The following is a 16,334-nucleotide window of genomic DNA, read 5'->3' on the forward strand; positions in this document are numbered from 1 at the left end:
GCAGACCGCAGAAACGTTCATCTCGGCGCGCTGTGGCCGCGGTGTTCATGTTTCGTGCACGGACACGTCACGCTGGCGATGCCGTCTGGAGATCCGCAGGCGCGACCGTGCTGCATATGAGCGACGCTTGCGGAGCGAACCAACAGGTGGCATGCGGGACCCGAGCCTGCGAGGGAATCGCATGAGCGACGCTTGCGGAGCGAACCAACAGGTGGCATGCGGGACCCGAGCCTGCGAGGGGACCGCATGAGCACCGCATCAGTACTCATACCGGCCGATGACACCGAGCAGGTGATCTCGGGCGTCCCGGCGCCGCGCTACACCCTGCTGTTGTCCGCCGAGCCCGAGCACATCGAGGCGGCCCAGCGGCTGCGTCACGAGGTGTTCACCTCCGAGCCCGGTTTCGCCTTGACCGTGAGCCCCGACGGCCTGGACGCCGACCGCTTCGACCAGTACTGCGATCACCTGCTGGTCCGCGAGGATGGTTCCGGAGAGTTGGTCGGCTGCTACCGGATGCTGCCGCCGCCGGGTGCCATCGCAGCCGGAAGTCTCTACACCGCAACCGAATTCGACGTCCGCTCGCTGGACGCCCTGCGGCCGTCACTGGTCGAGATGGGGCGTGCCGTGGTGCGCTCGGACCACCGCAACGGCGGTGTGGTGCTGCTGATGTGGGCGGGCATCCTGGCCTACCTGGACCGCTGTGGCTACGACTACGTCACCGGGTGTGTGTCGGTGCCGACGCATCCCGCCGGTGAGGTACCCGGCAGCGAGCTGCGCGGGGTGCGCGATTTCGTGATGCGTCGCCACCGCGCGCCCGCCGCGTACACGGTGCGGCCCTACCGCCCGGTGATCATCGACGGCCGCGGGCTTGACGACATCGCGCCACCGGCCCGGGTCAGCGTGCCCGCGCTGATGCGCGGCTACCTGCGCCTCGGCGCCCAGGTGTGCGGCGAACCGGCCCACGATCCCGAGTTCGGCGTCGGTGACTTCCCGGCCCTGCTGGGCAAGCGCAACGCCGACATCCGCTATCTGAAACGCCTGCGCTCGGTGTCGCAGGCCACCGAGGGGGAGGCACGCTCGTGACCGTCACCGGAAATCCCTGGTTGCCCAAGGCAACCTGCGACGAAGGCTGCATGCACGCCGGTGCCGCGGCGCTGGGCTCACGACCGGCCGTCTGGACCCGTACCACGCTGCGGGTGACCGGTGCGGTGCTGCTCTTCCTCGCCGTGCCGCTGCTGGCCGTGCCGTTGCCAGGCCGCTCACACCTGCAACGCGCCTACTGCCGGCTGATGCTGCGCTGCGTCGGCGTGCGGATCACCGTGTCCGGCGGCCCGATCCGCAACCTGCGCGGTGTCCTGGTGGTCAGCGGGCATGTGTCCTGGCTGGACATCTTCAGCATCGGTGCGGTGCTGCCGGGATCGTTCGTCGCCCGCGCCGATCTGATCGACTGGCCGGCCCTGGGCGTCGTCGCCAGGATCATGAAGGTGATCCCGATCGAGCGGGAGAACCTGCGCCGGCTGCCCGCGGTCGTCGGTGCGGTCGCGGCCCGGTTACGCGGCGGGCACACCGTGGTCGCCTTTCCCGAGGGAACCACCTGGTGTGGCCTCGGCTACGGCCCGTTCCGCCCGGCGATGTTCCAGGCCGCCGTCGACGCGGGGCGCCCCGTGCAACCGCTGCGGCTGACCTACCACCACCGCGACGGCAGCCCGTCGACGGTGCCCGCCTATATCGGTGAGGACACCCTGCTGGCCTCCATCCGCCGCCTGGTCACCGCCCGGCGCACCGTCGTGCACGTGCAGGTGCAGTCCCTGGAGCTGCCGGGTGCCGATCGCCGGGATCTGGCCGCTCGTTGCGAGGCCGCCGTGCGTGGTCCCGGGGCTGTCGCGGGCCACCGGCGCGCGGCCAGGACCGCCGATACGGGCGCCGCGGCCGGTGAGGTATTGGTGGCCTGACCGCGCTGGATCGGGCGAGCGCTCGCGGCGGCTATCCTGGATGGGCCATGAGCGCCGCTTACCTGGACCACGCCGCCACCACCCCGATGCACCCCGCTGCCATCGAGGCGATGACGTCGGTGCTGAGCACGGTGGGCAATGCCTCCTCGCTGCACACCTCCGGTCGGGCCGCCCGGCGCCGCATGGAGGAGGCCCGCGAGACGCTGGCGCAGCTGCTGGGCGCGCGCCCGTCGGAAGTGATCTTCACCGCGGGCGGCACCGAATCGGACAACTTGGCCATCAAGGGCATCTTCTGGGCGCGCCGCGACGCCGATCCGCGCCGCCGCCGCATCGTCAGCGCGCCGGTGGAACACCACGCCGTGCTCGATGCCGTCGAGTGGCTCGTCGAGCACGAGGGTGCCGACGTCACCTGGTTGCCGGTGGACGCCGAGGGTGCGGTGTCGGCGGAGGATCTGCGCACGGTGCTCGCCGCCCACGACGATGTGGCGTTGGTGTCGTTGATGTGGGCCAACAACGAGGTGGGCACCATCTCGCCGATCGCCGAGCTGGCTGCCGTCGCCGCCGAGTTCGATGTGCCCATCCACAGCGATGCCATCCAGGCGGTCGGGCACATCCCCGTCGACTTCGCCGCCAGCGGCCTGTCGGCGATGAGCCTGGCCGCTCACAAGTTCGGCGGCCCGGCCGGTGTCGGCGCGTTGCTGCTGCGCCGCGACACGGCGTGCGTACCCGTGCTGCACGGCGGTGGTCAGGAACGCGATGTGCGCTCCGGGACACCGGATGTCGCCGGCGCGGTCGGCATGGCCGCCGCGGCGAGGGCCGCTGTCGACGAGCTGGCCGACAACGGCGCCCGCGTCGCGGCGCTGCGCGACCGGCTGATCGCCGGTGTGCATGCCGGCATCGAGGACGTCGACGTCAACGGTGCCGGTCGCGATCGCAGGCTACCGGGCAACGCGCACTTCACCTTTCGCGGTTGCGAGGGCGATGCCCTGCTGATGCTGCTGGACGCCAAGGGTATCGAGTGCTCGACCGGTTCGGCATGTACCGCCGGGGTCGCCCAGCCCTCCCACGTCTTGATCGCGATGGGCGCCGATCCGGCGGCCGCGCGGGGATCGTTGCGATTGTCGCTGGGTCACACCAGCACCGAAGCCGATGTGGATGCCGCGCTGGCCGTGCTGCCCGCGGCGGTGCAGCGCGCCAGGGAGGCCGCGCTGGCCAGTGCGGGGACCCGCGCATGAGGGTATTGGTCGCGATGAGCGGCGGGGTCGATTCCTCGGTGGCCGCCGCGCGCATGGTCGACGCCGGACACGATGTCGTCGGCGTGCACCTCGCGTTGTCGTCCGCGCCGGGCACGCTGCGCACCGGGTCGCGGGGGTGTTGCTCCAAGGAGGATGCCGGCGACGCGCGGCGCGTCGCCGATGTTCTCGACATCCCTTTCTATGTGTGGGATTTCGCGGATCGCTTCAAGGAAGAGGTGATCGACGATTTCGTCGACTCCTACGCCCGCGGCGAGACGCCCAACCCGTGCGTGAAATGCAATGAGACGATCAAGTTCTCCGCGCTGTCCGCGCGGGCCCTGGCGCTCGGATTCGACGCGGTGGCCACCGGCCACTACGCCCGGCTGTCCGAAGGCCGGCTGCGCCGCGCCGTCGATGCCGACAAGGACCAGTCCTACGTGCTCGCGGTGCTGACCGCAGACCAGTTGCGCCACGCCGTCTTCCCGATCGGCGATACTCCGAAGTCGGAGATCCGTGCCGAGGCGGCCCGCCGTGGGCTCGCGGTCGCCGAGAAACCGGACAGCCACGACATCTGCTTCATCCCCTCCGGTGACACCCGCGCCTTCCTCGGCGCCAAGATCGGCATCCGCCCCGGCGCGGTGATCGACGCCGGGGGGACCGTGCTGGCCGAACACGAGGGTGTGCACGGCTTCACCATCGGCCAGCGCAAGGGCCTGGGCATCGCCGGTCCCGGCCCCGACGGTCAGCCGCGCTATGTCACGGGCATCGATGCCGCCACCGGCACGGTGCGCGTCGGCCCCGCCGAAGATCTCGACGTCCGTGAACTCGTCGGCGACAAGCCGGTTTTCACCGCAGGCGTCGCGCCCGAGGGGCCGGTCGAGGGTGTCATCCAGGTGCGCGCGCACGGCGGACTGGCCGCGTCCGTCGTCGACGTCGCGGACGGCCGATTGATGGCCGACCTGCGTGAACCGCTGCGCGGGGTGGCACCGGGCCAGACGATGGTGCTCTACCGGCCGGACCCCGACGGTGACGAGGTCATCGCCAGCGCAACCGTCGCGCGCGCGTGAACACTTTCGCCGCCGCCACCGGCATCGGCTCCTGGCCGGGTGTCTCGGCGCATCAGGCCGCCGAGATCGTCGTCGGGGAGTTGCACTCGCTGGCGCATGTGGTGGAACTTCCGGGCCGCGGTGTCGGTGCCGACATGATCGGTCGCACCGGCGCGTTGCTCGTCGACATCGGCATCGATACCGCGCCGCGGGCCTACCGCATCGCCGGTGGCCGCAGCGCGGTGCTCCGGCGCGCGATCAGCCTGCTCAACGAGGACCTCGATGCGCTCGAGGAGGCATGGGAGAAGGCCGGGCTGCGTGGGCAGGGCCGCACCGTCAAGGTGCAGGCCGCGGGGCCCGTCACCTTGGCCGCCGAACTCGAGCTACCCAACGGCCACCGCGCGATCACCGACGCCGGAGCGTTGCGTGATCTGGCCGGATCGCTGTCCGAGGGCCTGGCTGCCCACCGCGCCGAGGTCGCCCGGCGACTGGACGCCGACGTCGTCGTGCAGCTCGACGAGCCAACCCTGCCCGCCGCGCTGGCCGGCCGGTTGACCGGTGTCACCAGTCTGTCGCCGGTGCACCCGGTCGACGAGCAGCTGGCCGCGGCGCTGCTCGACGAGGTGATCGGCGCCGTCGGCGGACCGGTCGCCCTGCACAGCTGCGCCGCCGATCTGCCGTGGATGTTGTTGCAGCGCAGTGCATTGGCCGCGATCTCGGTTGATGCCTCGACACTGGGGGCAGGCGATCTGGACGGGGTGGGGGAGTTCATCGAGTCGGGCCGCACCGTGTTGCTCGGGGTGGTTCCCGGCACCGCCCCCGCGCAGCGGTGGGTGCCCGAACACGCCGCCGCTGCGGCCGCGGCGGTGACCGACCGGCTCGGATTCGCCCGCACGATCCTGCGGGATCGCGTCGGAATCACCCCGGCCTGTGGTCTGGGTGGCGCGACCGAGGGCTGGGCACGTGCCGCCCTGTCACTGGCGCAGAAGGCGGCCGACGGACTGGCGGCCGATCCCGATGCGATCTGACCGCCGGCCCACCTCAGCTGCCGCGTAGGTCCTTGCGCAGGATCTTCCCGGACGCCGATTTCGGGATGGCGTCGATGAACGCGACCTGCCGCACCTTCTTGTACGCCGCGACCTCGCCGGCGACGTAATCCATCACGGCGTCGGCGGTGAGCTCGGTATCGGGCTGGCGCACCACGAACGCCTTGGGCACTTCCTCGCCGGACTCGGTGTCGACGACACCGATGACCGCGGCGTCCGCGATCGAAGGATGGCCGAGCAGGACGGCTTCCAGCTCGGCGGGGGGCACCTGGTAGCCCTTGTACTTGATCAGCTCCTTGAGTCGATCGACGATGAACACGCAGCCGGTGGCGTCGACCCGGGCCAGATCGCCGGTGTGCAGGAAGCCGTCGGCGTCGATGGTCTGCCGGGTGGCCTCCTCGTTGTTCAGATAACCGGCCATCACATTGGGCCCCTTGAACCACAGTTCGCCGGTGTCGGACAAGCCCGACTCCGGGAGCCCGATCTCGGCGCCGGTCTCCGGGTCGATCAGCTTGCTCGACGAGTTGGGCACCGTCCAACCGCACGAACTCATCGGTGCGCTCGTGCCGAGCGACTCCTGGCCGCCGTCGAACGGGGTCAGGTGGCTCACCGGGCTGAGCTCGCTCATGCCGTACCCCTGCACCAGCGGTGTGCCCAGCCGGGCGGTGACGGCCTTGCCCAGTTCCTCGTCCAGCGGTGCGGCGCCGGACATGATGCCGTGCAGCGAGGACAGGTCGTACTCGTCGACCAGCGGATGCTTGGCCAATGCCACCGCGACCGGCGGGGCGATGAAGGCGTGCGTGCACTTCTGCTCGGCGATGTTGGACAGGAACTCGGTCAGATCGAAGCTGGGCATGATGACCAGTTGCGCCCGTGCGTGCAGGGCGGCGTTGAGCAGCACCGTCATGCCGTAGATGTGGAAGAACGGCAGCACCGCCAGCACCCGGTCACCGGCGGTCATCTTCTGCAGCGGGCGGATCTGGGCGACATTGGCCACCAGGTTGCGATGGGTCAGCATCACGCCCTTGGGATTTCCGGTGGTTCCCGAGCTGTAGGGGAGCACCGCCAGATGTGTGGCCGGATCGAATTCGACGGTCGGTGCGGCGTGGCCGGCACCGAGCAGGTCCGCGGCGTTGGGATGCCCGTCGGCATCGGCCCCGGGACCGTCGAGCACGACGACCGCCGATGGGTCGAGACCAGCGCCCTGTGCGCCCTGCACGGCCTGTGGCTTGAGAGCCGAGATCGTCACCAGCAGTGCGGCTTTGGAGTCCTTGAGCTGCTTGGTGATGTCATTGGCGGTGAACAGTGCATTGATGGTGGTCGCGGTGGCGCCCGCCCGCAGGATCCCGTGGAACGCGACGGCGAAGGCCGCGCTGTTGGGGGCGAGCAGGCCGATGACATCCCCCGGCCCGAGACCGCGGTGGGCCAGCGCGCCGGCGAAGGCGTCGATGCGCCCGATCATCTCGCGGTAGGTGGTCGGAGTGTTCGATTTGGTGTCCAACAACGCGACCTCGTCGAGCACCGCCGGATCGATATCGGCGAAGAGGTAGTCGTAGACGCTTGACGTGGGAATCTGCACCTGGGGGAAGGGGCTGTCGATACTCATGGTGTCGCCTATCTCATCATGACTCGCCCGCTCGTGTGGGCGGCTCGCGCGGATGGTCGCCAATCGCTGTGATACCGGCGGTACCGGATAACGTACAGTGTCGTGATGCCCGTCGTCACAGACAGCCCGCCCGATCTTCCCGGCGTCGAACACCGCTATGTCGACCTCGGTTCGGGCGTGCGGATCCATGTCGCCGATGCCGGTCCCGCCGACGGTCAGCCGGTGATGTTCATCCACGGGTTCCCGCAGAACTGGTGGGAGTGGCGCGAACTCATCGCTCCACTGGCGGCCGACGGCTATCGAGTGCTGTGTCCGGACCTTCGCGGGGCGGGGTGGAGTTCGGCACCGCGAGATCGCTATCTGAAGAACGATATGGCAGATGATCTTGCCGCGGTCTGCGATCGTCTCGGCGTGGGCCCGGTGAAGCTCGTCGCCCACGACTGGGGCGGACCGGTGGCCACCATCTTCATGTTGCGCCACCCGGCGAAGGTGGCGGCGTTCATGGGGATGAACACCGCCGTGCCGTGGCTCAAGCACGACCGGGAGGCGATCCTGAACTTCTGGCGCATGTGGTACCAGGTCCCGATGATGTTGCCGGTGATCGGGCCACGGGTCATCGCCGATCGCAAGGCGCGCTATTTCAACCTGCTCGGACCGTGGGTGGGTGGGCAGTTCCAGACACCGCCCGCCGATATCGCGTTCTACGTCGACTGCATGCGTCGTCCCGGCTACGCCGAGGCGGGCTCGCGCTGGTATCGCACGTTTCAGCGGCGGGAGGCAATCCGTTGGCTGCGCGGCGAATTCGACCACCACAAGGTGAACGTTCCGGTGCGATGGCTGCACGGCACCGACGACAAGGTGCTGACACCGGAACTGCTGCGGGTATTGCCCGAACACTGTTCGGACTTCGAGCTCGAGCTGGTGCCCGGTGTGGGGCACTGGATCGTCGAACAGTGTCCCGAGCTCGTCCTCGACCGGCTACGGACGTTTCTGAAGACCACTTAGGATCGGGCGGATGAAGTTGTCCGCGCTGGATTTGGCGACGCGCAAGTTCTGGCGCGCGACCGGCCGGGAGGTCGACCCGCACGGCGACGAGTCCTGGCTGGCCGCCCCGATGGGCGTCGAGGGCTGGATGCCGGCCGAAGCGGCCCGGCGCGGTGGAACACTTGTCGACGACGACCCCGACGCCGGCCTGCAGCCGTCGCTGTCGGTGCTGGCGGGGCCCGGCTTCGATCCCGCCGTGGTGCACCCGGTGATCCACGATTTCTACACCCGCACGGCCCGATGGCGGATGGAGGTGTGGAGCAGTTGGTCCCCGCTGTTCTGGCCGGCCGGGGAAGCGGTGTCACGGCTTTTCGGCAGGCGGGTGCAGCAACTGGCGTTGCCGATGCGTCCGCTGGACGTGGCTTACGGCATGGACGGCAGGGTGTCGGTGATCAGCGATGCCGCCGGTGACCAGGCCGCCGCGGCGTGGGTGCGCACCCTGCGCCGCAGCGGTGACACGGTGTTCAGTGGGTGTTATTCGCGCGCAACGCTTCCCGGTGCCCAACGGCCGAGTGTGCACGTCGCCTTCCCGCTGGAGGACGGCAATCTGCAGGTCTTCCTGCAGCCGCAACACCGGCCCGGTGGAGGTCTGCGCCTGGTCTCACCGAACGGATCGTGGGGCACCGACGGCGCCTACATCCTGGTCCGTGACCGCGGCAGGCATTTCGCCCGCCGGGTGCCCTTGCACGAGACGTTCGATCTCTATCTCGACGACGAGGCGGTGTTGCGCACCGATCATGTGCTGCGGATCTGGAACATGCCCGCGGTCCGGTTGCACTACAAGTTGGAACGCCACGGGACGTAACCGGTCCGACCGTTCCAGTACCCGTGCTCGGACAGCGGGCGGAACCGGTAGGTTGCGAACTCCCGGTGGAAGTCGCGGCGGCGACGTTCGGTCATCGCGTCGGCATGGCGGCTCGGATGGTCGATCCCGGCCGATGCCCGCCCGTGGACCATATCGGTCATCGACTGCACCGACCGCCAGATCGAGAAGGTCGATACCGATCGCGGCGGGCGCATCGCGGCCAGCGCCAGCGTGGCATCGGGATGATCGCGCACCAGCCGCTCCACCGGGCGGCCCCACGACAGGAAGCGCGGCAGTTCCGGCAACCGCATCCGGGCCAGCGTGACGGCGACGACGGGCTCGTCATCCTCCCAGCGGGTGGTCTGCGGGGGCAGATCGGACAGCTCGCTCACCGTGGACCAGCGGCGCAGGAAGGTCATCCGGACATGCCATCCCGCGGCGAACCAGCCACCCTGAGTGCCGTTCAGGAAGGTCTCGAGGGCGGCCTCGTCGTCCCATCGGGCGAACATCGCCATCCGGCGCAGCTGCATCCGCTCGGGGGACAATGCCGGCGCGCCCAACCGCATCAGGGCCAGGCACTCGGCGTGCCGCAGACCGTCCGCCGCGGGCGGCCGCCGCAGCAGCGGCATGCTCACGTGCGCGGGCATCTGGGCGAGGTGAAACGTGAAGATGCCGGTCATCGCGTGTCGAGCTCGCGGATCAGTCTCTTGGCCGCCACCAGCCGGAACGATGCGTCGACCAACTCCCGCACCTCGTCCCAATCCACCTCTGCCGCGGTGAGATCCATGCCCAGCCAGCCGAACGGGCCCATATAGGCGGGGAAGAAGAATCGGTCGTCTTGTTCCAGCGAGCGCCGGTCGGACTCGTCGACCTTGACCAGCAGGGAGTAGGGGTAGGAGATCATCGCGCCATCGGATTTCGCGGTGCCGCCGTACATGGCGAACATCTTCGGTGCGCAGAACACCGGTCGGCCCCAGGACACCTTCTCGAACGTCTCCGGGAAGCCGAGGGTCACGATGCGCAGTTCGGCCAACCCGAAATCATCGTCGGAGAACATCACCGGATGTGGCACAGATGATGAGTTTAATCGCTCGCCGCCCCGCCTTCGGCGCCCTTTTTGCTGGTGGGCCGGATAACGTCGAGGCGTCGGTGCCCTGGACTAACCTGACCAGAGTGAGCTCACCGGATGCAGAGGCGCGTGGTCGCTGGCAGGAACTTGCCGAGGAGGTGCGGGGGCACCAGTTCCGGTACTACGTCAGGGACGCCCCGGTCATCTCCGACGCGGATTTCGACGTACTGCTGCGCCGGCTGGAGGCGCTCGAGGAGCAATACCCCGAACTGCGCACCCCGGATTCGCCCACGCAGCTGGTCGGGGGTGCCGGCTTCGCCACCGATTTCGCCGCGGCCGATCACCTGGAGCGGATGCTCTCGCTGGACAACGCCTTCGACACCGACGAACTGTCGGCGTGGGCGGCGCGGTTGGGTGCCGAGATAGGTACCGAGATCGACTACCTGTGCGAGCTCAAGATCGACGGTGTCGCGTTGGCGCTGGTGTACCGCGACGGTGTGTTGGTGCGCGCGGCCACCCGCGGCGACGGCCGCAGCGGTGAAGATGTCACCTTGAATGCCCGCACCATCGAGGATATCCCCGAACGGCTCACCGGCACAGACGAATTCCCCGTTCCTGCGGTGCTCGAGGTGCGCGGCGAGGTGTTCTTCCGGGTCGCCGATTTCGAGGAACTCAACGCCGGTCTGGTGGCCGAGGGAAAGCCGCCGTTCGCCAATCCGCGCAACAGCGCCGCCGGATCGTTGCGCCAGAAGAATCCTGCGGTGACCGCGCGGCGGCGGCTGCGGATGATCTGTCACGGTCTCGGCAAGGCCGAGGGGTTCAGTCCGACCTCGTTGCACGATGCCTACCGGGCGCTGGGTGCCTGGGGGCTGTCGGTGTCCACCCACACCACCCGGGTCCGCGGCATCGCGGCGGTCGCCGAACGCATCGCCTACTGGGGTGAGCACCGTCACGACGTCGAACACGAGATCGACGGCCTGGTGGTCAAGGTCGACGACGTGTCCCTGCAACGTCGCCTCGGCGCCACCTCGCGCGCACCGCGCTGGGCGATCGCCTACAAGTACCCGCCCGAGGAGGTCACCACCAAACTCCTCGATATCCGGGTCAACGTCGGACGCACCGGACGGGTCACCCCGTTCGCCTACATGGAGCCGGTCAAGGTCGCCGGGTCGACAGTCGGGCTGGCCACCCTGCACAACGCGTCCGAAGTCAAGCGCAAGGGTGTGCTGATCGGTGACACGGTGGTCATCCGCAAGGCCGGCGATGTCATCCCCGAGGTGCTCGCGCCCGTGGTGGATCTGCGCGATGGCAGTGAACGCGAATTCGTCATGCCGACCCACTGCCCGGAATGCGGGACAACGCTGGCGCCTGCCAAGGAGGGCGATGCCGACATCCGTTGCCCGAACACCCGAACGTGCCCGGCACAGTTGCGCGAGCGCGTTTTTCACGTCGCGGGTCGGGGTGCGTTCGATATCGAGGGACTCGGCTACGAGGCGGCCAGTGCGCTGCTGCAGGCGGGGGCCATCACCGACGAGGGCGATCTCTTCACGCTGACCGCAGAGCAACTACTGCAGACCGACCTGTTCACCACCAAGGCCGGTGCACTCTCGGCCAACGGTAAACGGTTGCTGGCCAACCTGGACAAAGCGAAGTCCCAACCGCTGTGGCGGGTGCTGGTCGCGCTGTCCATCCGGCATGTCGGCCCCACCGCGGCCCGTGCACTGGCCGGCGAGTTCGGCAGCCTCGATGCCATCCGGGCGGCCTCGGAGGCGGAGTTGGCCGCCGTCGAGGGTGTCGGGCCGACCATCGCCGCCGCCGTCATCGAATGGTTCGACGTCGACTGGCATCGCACGATCGTCGACAAATGGCAGGACGCCGGCGTGCGCATGGTCGACGAGCGGGACGCCGGTATCGAGCGCACGCTGGAGGGCTTGTCCATCGTCGTCACCGGCTCGCTGACCGGCTTCTCACGCGACGAGGCCAAGGAGGCGATTCTGGCCCGCGGCGGCAAGGCTGCCGGATCGGTGTCGAAGAAGACCTCCTACGTCGTCGCCGGTGATGCGCCGGGTTCCAAGTACGACAAGGCGATAGAGCTGGGTGTGCCTGTGCTCGACGAGGACGGGTTCGTGAAGCTGCTGAGCGACGGGCCGGAGCCGACGGATCAGTCCTAGCGGTACCCCTGTCGCATGTCCTCGACGATGCGCGGGTTCTCCAACGTCGAGGGCGGCAGCACCCGCGGCGCGTTGTCCGGCGGGAAGACCGTCGCCGCGCGCAACACATCCGATGTCATGAAGCGCAATACCGGTGCATCGGCGGGCAGCGTGGGCTGCGGTGCCGATGCGCCGTACCGCGCCAGCGCGAAACCCCAGTCGCCGAAGGTCGGGACGTGAACGTGATAGGGCGTCACCGCGAAGCCGGCCGCACCCAGTGTGGACACCGTCCGCCAGAATGCGTTCGGCGTCGAGAACGGGCTGCCCGACTGCACCACGACAAGCGCATCGGGCGCGAGCACCCTGGTGAGCATCGCGTAGAACTCGACCGAATACAGCCGGCCCAGGACCGGATTGTCGGGATCGGGCAGATCGATGATGACCGAGTCGAAGCCACCCGCCGGCCGCACGGTGGGATCGCGTAGCCAGGTCATCGCGTCGTCGATGATCACCTGCACGCGAGGATCATCAAGCGCACCGCCGTTGGTATCGCGCAGCGGGCCGCGGGCCAGCTCGATGACCGCCGGGTCCAGTTCCACCTGCACGATGGTCTCGACGCGGGGCATCCGCAGCAGTTCGCGAGCGGCCAGGCCGTCGCCGCCGCCGAGGATCAGTACCGCCCGCGCGCCCTCGCCCACGGCGGGATAGACCAGGCTTTCGGTGTAGCGGTATTCGTCACGCGTCGAGAACTGCAGCCCGCCATCGAGATACAGCCGGGTGTCGGTGCCGCGGCGGGTGACGACGATCTCCTGATAGGCCGATTGTCGGTAGGCGATGATGGGGTCGGCGTAGAGCCGCTGCCTGGTGGTGGTCTGGATACCGTCGGACGCGACGATCAGCGCGGTCAACGTCACCGCGGCGGTGATCAGCACGGCCAGCGCCGCGCCGAGCTGGCGACGACCGATGATGCTGCGCAGCAGGAACACCGAGACCACCGCGGCGGCAGCCAGATTGATCATCCCGGTGACCGCGGCGCCACGGATCATCCCGAGCTGCGGCAGCACCAAGAAGGGCCAGGCGAGTCCGCCGATCAGCGCGCCCAGATAATCCGCGGCGTTCAGGTTGGCCAGCACCCGACCGGTGTCGGCGGCACCCGCGGTTCGGCCGCGCTGTAACAGCGTCATCAACAGCGGGACCTCGGCGCCCACAAGGGTGCCGATCAATGCCGTGCCCAGCACCAGGATCCACAATCCGTCCCCGATGAACGAGAAGGCCACATACATTGCGGCAGCCGATAATCCGCCGATGAGGCCGAGTAGGGTCTCCACCGCGATGAAGGTGATGGCGGCGTGGCCGAGGAGTGGTTTGACCGCCAGCGCGCCGGCGCCGAGGGCGGCCACGAAGCCCGCCACGATCAGCGAGGTCGCGACGATACCGCCGCCGTGCAGGCTGGTGGACAGCGTGAGCAGGGCCAGCTCGTAGATCAGCCCGCAGGCCGCGCAGGCTGCCACCGCGGCCAGCAGCAACGCCCGCCATCGGGTGGTGCTCATGACAGCGCGGCGGCGTTCACCCCTCCCACCGCCAGCAGGATCACCGCGGTGGCGATGGCACCGGGGTGCAGCTTCTCGTCGGTGATCAGGTCGCGGAACCGCCCGGGCACCAACGCCTCCAGGACGAGCAGCGCGGCGGCCTGCAGCACCACGGCGACAAGCCCGTAGACAAGGGCGTCGATCAGGCCCTGCCCGAGCTGGGCCGAACTGCTCATGATGGCCACGGCTGTCACCAGTGACAACGCCCCGTACATTCCGCATGCGACGGCGACCGCGTTGGGGCGGTGTTGGACGAAGATGTGCTCGCGCAGGCTTCCCGGCGTCAGCAGATCGGTCAGCAGGAACCCCGCAGCGAACACGATGATGCCGACGACGAAGTACAGCACCGCAGCCACCACGTTCTGCGTCAGGCTGGTCGCGTCGACAGAGCCGAACTCCACGGCGAGGATCGACGGCGCCGCCGTCGAAAGGTCGGTCGTACCCATCGGTCCCATCGGTTCTCCTACTTCGTTCCGCCGGGTCCGCCGGAGCTACCGCCCGCGCCGCCCGCTGGTGAGCCGGGGGTGAATCCCGGGCCAAGGAAAATGAATCCGCCGCCGCTGTATCGGGCGTTGGTGTCTTCGACCCGGATGCTGCACGGGTACCGGCCCTCGGGGCCGACGGTGACGATGTCGTCGTTGTAGCGCAGATACTCGGTGCCGCGATCCGACGCCCGCGCCTCGGGTGGGTGGTAGTCGGCGATATCGTCGGCCACGGTCTTGGGTGACCCGCTGCATTCGTAGCGTCCGTTGCCGCCGTCGGCGGAATACTGTCGGTATGTTTCCCGAATGTGGTTGCGAACATCCTTGTTCTGCAACGCGATTCCGCTGATGAGCAGCAGCACTCCGAGTGTGCCCAGTAGTGCGGAGAAGCCGAACAGGGCGTTGCGCGTCATGGCCGCCAACGGCTTTCGGTGTGCACGATCATGCCGCCGGCGCCACCATCGGGATAGAGATGCCAGGTCTGCCACCGCCACCCGGGACCGTCGGGTTCGGCGCAGAGCGCCGTCAGGGCGGCGTCGTCGCCGGGGAAGCTGCCGCCCAGCCAACCGTTCTCGAACTCACAGCGGGAACGCAGATCGGCGGCGATGCGTCGGAAGGACTCCTCATCGTGGACGACCGTGTCAGACATCATCCGGTAGCCCGGGCGCTCCGCGGCGGCAGGCAGCTGCGTGCTGTCGTCGAAATGGTGGCAGGAGACCTGCTCGCAGAACGGTCCGACCGTGACGACATGGGATGCGCCGAGCACTCCCAGCACCAGATCGGCGCCCGCGGGGTGGGCCAGCGTGGCGCTTGCCAGGACACCCGGCGCCGGCCTGTTCAGCGCCAGCCGCAGGTTCGCGCCGCTGACATCGGCGGGGGGCACGTGGAGTCGGTGCAACGGCAATGCAGTGCCTACGTTCCGGCCGCGGGAGCCGGGTAGACGGTCAGTTCGCCGGCGCGCACCCTGGTGCCGTAGGACACTTCCCACGGCATCTCCGGGGCCCATCGCTCATAGCCGAGCTTGGCGCCATCGGCTCCGGTGTAATCGACGTAATCCATGTCCCCGCCGGCGGGCAGCCCGGTGGTGCCCTCGGTGGTGTATGAGGCTCGGCCGTTCTCGTCGACGGTGAACGTCACGCCGTCGACGGTCACGGTGCTGCCTGGCTCGGCGGGCAGCCCCACCCGCTTGTGCCACCACATCAGTTCCAGCCGGCCCTCGTCCTCTTCGACGCTGAACCAGACCGGCGGTTCATCGGCCTTGCCCTCCAACAGATGTTCCCACCAGACGAACGGGCCTTCGCGCAGCGTCACCGAACCGCGCACCACGTAGTCGGTGCCGCCGTGGCTGATGATGGCTCCGGGGCCGAGCTGGCGCGGGCCGAACGTCTCGGTCTGTGAGGCGAAGCGCATCGGATCCTCGCGTGCGACCGGCTTCTTCGGCGTCTTGGGTCGGCTGCGCGCGACGAGGAAGACGATGACGGCAGCGAGGATGAGGACGATGGCCAGGACGATCAGCAGTTCTCCCACGCAAGACCTTTCGTCGGCTCACCGGCAGTCGGGACGTTTTCCACCGTAACAGCCAGGCGCACAGCCGACTCTCAGCTTTGTGTCGGTCCGGGTCAGCGCAGGATGGTCGCGACGATGCCGGCCAGATAGCCCAGCCGAGCCACCTCCGACGGACGGAAATCAGGGCCACCGGCGCGACCGAGCAGCACCGCGGTGTTCGGGTCACCCAGGGGCGCGGCCGCCAGCGCCATGTCGATATCACGCCAGACCTGCGGCACCCAGTCCGCGGTCCCATCGAGTGCCTCGGCGTGCTGCAGCGGCAACCACGGCGCACTGGCGGCCTGCGTCTCGGGCGCACCGGAGCTTCCGACGACGCGCTCCACACCCTCTTCCGAGCCGTCGGAGCGGACCACGGTGCACCAACCGACGCGTAGCACCTTGGGGGCCTCGTCGGCGAGAACCTGCAGTCTCTCGTGACGGCTGGCCGCGGCGGCAATGTGGTCGACGAGTTCGAGTTCGCGGTGTGCTTCCAGCAGCCCGGTGTGTGGGCGCACGCTGTCGACGTACACGCCCTTGATGTGCTCGGCGGCGGTGATCAGAGCGTCGGGCATGGCGCCGGGCGGCAGCTCGACGACCAGATCGTCGATCGCGTAACCGGCCCCGCGCTCGACCACGTCGAGGGACAGGATGTCGGCGCCGACCGAACCGAGGGCCACGGCGAGAGACCCGAGGCTGCCCGGTCGGTCCTCCAGCTGGACCCGCAGCAGATAAGACGGCACGGCGAACACCCTGTCACAGGCATCG

17 protein-coding genes are annotated in these 16,334 nt (G+C 68.9%); 8 read left to right on the forward strand and 9 right to left on the reverse strand.

Features of this window, described 5'->3' with window-relative positions; all coding sequences use genetic code 11:
* Positions 1-246: 246 nt before the first annotated feature.
* The 5 genes from FBY28_RS22080 to FBY28_RS22100 are packed head-to-tail and all read left to right on the forward strand — an operon-like array spanning position 247 to position 5,261.
* Positions 247-1,083 (forward strand): GNAT family N-acetyltransferase, encoded by an 837-nt coding sequence (locus FBY28_RS22080; RefSeq protein WP_141869380.1) that lies wholly within the window; start codon positions 247-249, stop codon positions 1,081-1,083.
* Positions 1,080-1,952, forward strand: coding sequence for a lysophospholipid acyltransferase family protein (locus FBY28_RS22085; RefSeq protein ID WP_141869381.1), 873 nt, complete (start codon positions 1,080-1,082; stop codon positions 1,950-1,952). The genes FBY28_RS22080 and FBY28_RS22085 overlap by 4 nt, the downstream gene beginning before the upstream one ends.
* A gap of 47 nt (positions 1,953-1,999) precedes the next feature.
* Positions 2,000-3,187, forward strand: coding sequence for a cysteine desulfurase family protein (locus FBY28_RS22090; RefSeq protein WP_141869382.1), 1,188 nt, complete (start codon positions 2,000-2,002; stop codon positions 3,185-3,187).
* Positions 3,184-4,254: a tRNA 2-thiouridine(34) synthase MnmA gene (mnmA, locus tag FBY28_RS22095; protein ID WP_141869383.1), complete on the forward strand. Its 1,071-nt coding sequence runs from the start codon at positions 3,184-3,186 to the stop codon at positions 4,252-4,254. Before FBY28_RS22090 ends, mnmA begins: the two co-directional genes overlap by 4 nt.
* Positions 4,251-5,261, forward strand: coding sequence for a uroporphyrinogen decarboxylase/cobalamine-independent methonine synthase family protein (locus FBY28_RS22100; RefSeq protein WP_141869384.1), 1,011 nt, complete (start codon positions 4,251-4,253; stop codon positions 5,259-5,261). The genes mnmA and FBY28_RS22100 overlap by 4 nt, the downstream gene beginning before the upstream one ends.
* Before the next feature lie 13 nt (positions 5,262-5,274).
* Here the strand turns inward: FBY28_RS22100 and FBY28_RS22105 are convergent, their stop codons facing one another.
* Positions 5,275-6,885 (reverse strand): 4-coumarate--CoA ligase family protein, encoded by a 1,611-nt coding sequence (locus tag FBY28_RS22105; protein ID WP_141869385.1) that lies wholly within the window; start codon positions 6,883-6,885, stop codon positions 5,275-5,277.
* Positions 6,886-6,990: 105 nt separating this feature from the next.
* Between FBY28_RS22105 and FBY28_RS22110 the strand changes: the two genes are divergently transcribed.
* Both FBY28_RS22110 and FBY28_RS22115 read left to right on the forward strand, forming a co-directional pair.
* The gene (locus FBY28_RS22110) at positions 6,991-7,890 is read left to right on the forward strand and encodes an alpha/beta fold hydrolase (RefSeq protein ID WP_019513593.1); all 900 of its coding nucleotides are present in this window, start codon (positions 6,991-6,993) and stop codon (positions 7,888-7,890) included.
* 10 nt (positions 7,891-7,900) lie between these two features.
* A complete protein-coding gene (locus FBY28_RS22115; protein WP_141869386.1) occupies positions 7,901-8,734 on the forward strand; it encodes a hypothetical protein in 834 nt (277 codons plus the stop codon).
* On the opposite strand, the gene FBY28_RS22120 is transcribed toward FBY28_RS22115, so the two are convergent.
* Together FBY28_RS22120 and FBY28_RS22125 are read right to left on the reverse strand one after the other, a co-directional pair.
* Positions 8,707-9,414 (reverse strand): hypothetical protein, encoded by a 708-nt coding sequence (locus FBY28_RS22120; protein ID WP_141869387.1) that lies wholly within the window; start codon positions 9,412-9,414, stop codon positions 8,707-8,709. The genes FBY28_RS22115 and FBY28_RS22120 overlap by 28 nt on opposite strands.
* A complete protein-coding gene (locus FBY28_RS22125; protein ID WP_141869388.1) occupies positions 9,411-9,806 on the reverse strand; it encodes an MmcQ/YjbR family DNA-binding protein in 396 nt (131 codons plus the stop codon). The genes FBY28_RS22120 and FBY28_RS22125 overlap by 4 nt, the downstream gene beginning before the upstream one ends.
* 5 nt (positions 9,807-9,811) lie before the next feature.
* Here FBY28_RS22125 and ligA point away from each other — a divergent pair, with 5 nt between their 5' ends.
* Positions 9,812-11,974 (forward strand): NAD-dependent DNA ligase LigA, encoded by a 2,163-nt coding sequence (gene ligA / locus FBY28_RS22130; protein ID WP_216847895.1) that lies wholly within the window; start codon positions 9,812-9,814, stop codon positions 11,972-11,974.
* Here ligA and FBY28_RS22135 read toward each other — a convergent pair.
* The 6 genes from FBY28_RS22135 to FBY28_RS22160 form a co-directional block, all read right to left on the reverse strand.
* Entirely contained in the window at positions 11,971-13,503 is a 1,533-nt protein-coding gene (locus FBY28_RS22135; protein WP_141869390.1) for a polyamine aminopropyltransferase, read from the reverse strand. The genes ligA and FBY28_RS22135 overlap by 4 nt on opposite strands.
* On the reverse strand, positions 13,500-13,988 hold the full coding sequence (locus FBY28_RS22140; protein ID WP_141869391.1) for a DUF350 domain-containing protein: 489 nt from the start codon (positions 13,986-13,988) through the stop codon (positions 13,500-13,502). The genes FBY28_RS22135 and FBY28_RS22140 overlap by 4 nt, the downstream gene beginning before the upstream one ends.
* Positions 13,989-14,005: 17 nt before the next feature.
* A complete protein-coding gene (locus tag FBY28_RS22145) occupies positions 14,006-14,437 on the reverse strand; it encodes a DUF4247 domain-containing protein (RefSeq protein ID WP_141869392.1) in 432 nt (143 codons plus the stop codon).
* The gene (locus FBY28_RS22150) at positions 14,434-14,907 is read right to left on the reverse strand and encodes a DUF2617 family protein (RefSeq protein ID WP_286178367.1); all 474 of its coding nucleotides are present in this window, start codon (positions 14,905-14,907) and stop codon (positions 14,434-14,436) included. The genes FBY28_RS22145 and FBY28_RS22150 overlap by 4 nt, the downstream gene beginning before the upstream one ends.
* A 29-nt stretch (positions 14,908-14,936) precedes the next feature.
* The gene (locus tag FBY28_RS22155; protein WP_141869394.1) at positions 14,937-15,551 is read right to left on the reverse strand and encodes a DUF4178 domain-containing protein; all 615 of its coding nucleotides are present in this window, start codon (positions 15,549-15,551) and stop codon (positions 14,937-14,939) included.
* 92 nt (positions 15,552-15,643) lie between these two features.
* Positions 15,644-16,309 (reverse strand): ACT domain-containing protein, encoded by a 666-nt coding sequence (locus tag FBY28_RS22160; RefSeq protein WP_141869395.1) that lies wholly within the window; start codon positions 16,307-16,309, stop codon positions 15,644-15,646.
* Positions 16,310-16,334 lie beyond the last annotated feature (25 nt).

It is taken from the genome of Arthrobacter sp. SLBN-53 (assembly GCF_006715585.1).
Classification (GTDB): domain Bacteria; phylum Actinomycetota; class Actinomycetes; order Mycobacteriales; family Mycobacteriaceae; genus Mycobacterium; species Mycobacterium neoaurum_A.